Origin of the sequence: Priestia sp. 179-F W1.4 NHS (assembly GCF_045369295.1) — a bacterium.
Taxonomy (GTDB): Bacteria; Bacillota; Bacilli; order Bacillales; family Bacillaceae_H; genus Priestia; species Priestia zanthoxyli.
On sequence record NZ_JBIQFF010000018.1, the window covers coordinates 13,558 to 14,977 of the forward strand.

A 1,420-nucleotide genomic window follows, 5' to 3' on the forward strand; every position below is an offset into this window, starting at 1 on the left:
CTACAGGAGAGCTACCTCCATTTGTGCTTCCACTATGACCAGAAGCCTGCATTTCATCATGAAGAGGAGTACTCGCCTTTCCTACAGAAGAGCTGCCCCCATTTGTGCTTCCATTCTGACCAGAAGCTTGCATTTCACCATGAAGAGGAGTACTTGCCTTTCCTACAGAAGAGCTGCCCCCATTTGTGCTTCCACTATGACCAGAAGCTTGCATTTCATCATGTAGAGAAGCACTTGCCTTTCCTACAGAAGAGCTACCTCCATTTGTGCTTCCATTCTGACCAGAAGCTTGCATTTCACCATGAAGAGGAGCACTTGTCTTTCCTACAGAAGAGCTGCCTCCATTTGTGCTTCCATTCTGACCAGAGGCTTGCATTTCATCATGAAGTGAAGCACTTCCACCCTCTACAGAAGATCCAGTACCTTCACTTGCCTTTTCACTTTGATCAGAAGCTTGCATTTCATCATGAAGTGAAGCACTTCCACCTTCTACAGAAGATCCAGTACCTTCACTTGTGCTTTCACTTTGACCAGAAGCTTGCATTTCATCATGTAGAGAAGCATTCCCACCTTCTACAGAAGATCCAATACCTTCATTTGCACTTTCACCATAACCAGAGGCTTGCATTTCATCATGTAGAGATGTATTTCCATCTTCTACAGAGGAAGTTGATCCTTGACTATCAGTAGCAACACCTGCTGCCTCCATTTCATCTTGTAAAGATGTGCCTTGACCTGATCCTTTTCCTTCTAAAGAATTTCCTTCAGTATTTTTGCCCCCTTCTTGTTTTTCAGTAGAGGATAATCCCTGTTGTTGAGCCTTTTGCTCATTTCCTGCGTTTTGACCTTTAGAGGCAGCGTTTCCTTTCTCACCTGCCATTCCTGCCTTTTTCATTTCTTCATGCAGAGCTGGTTGTTTTTCTTTATTTCCTTGTGTAGCTAACCCTTTACCAAAACCTCCAACTCCTGCTGCTGTCTGAAGAGCACCACTACCAAGGCTTTTTCCAACACCACCAATACCTTTGGCAAGATTGGCTCCTCCTTTTGCTGTTCTGCCTATCATGCCAATGCTACTTTCAAGTCCTTTTGCCATCGCAAAACCTCCTGCCAGAGCGCCCCAACCACTTTTGAGTCCGGCATCGATGCCAAAGAGACGTTCACACATTACAGGCCCATCTACAACGGCAATACTAAAGGCAATCAATGCGATCAGGTATGGAATACCCTCTAATTTATCGCTAATAAAGACCGTTCCCATCAAATACACCTTCATAGATATAAAGATCATAATCGTTACAAGGAATGTATTCAGGATATTTTTTAAAACGGCTTTTAACTTCTGCCCATCTGCTACATCAGCAGGCGCAACTAATTGGGCTAAAATTGCATTGAATCCTAGCTCGTAACATAGTTTTGCTAA

The 1,420-nt window shown here is 43.7% G+C and carries 1 protein-coding gene; it reads right to left on the reverse strand.

Going from position 1 to position 1,420, the window contains the following annotated elements:
- The coding region (locus ACH0CI_RS26535) for a pLS20_p028 family conjugation system transmembrane protein (RefSeq protein WP_406902477.1) at nt 1-1,420 on the reverse strand (1,420 nt) is incomplete at both ends.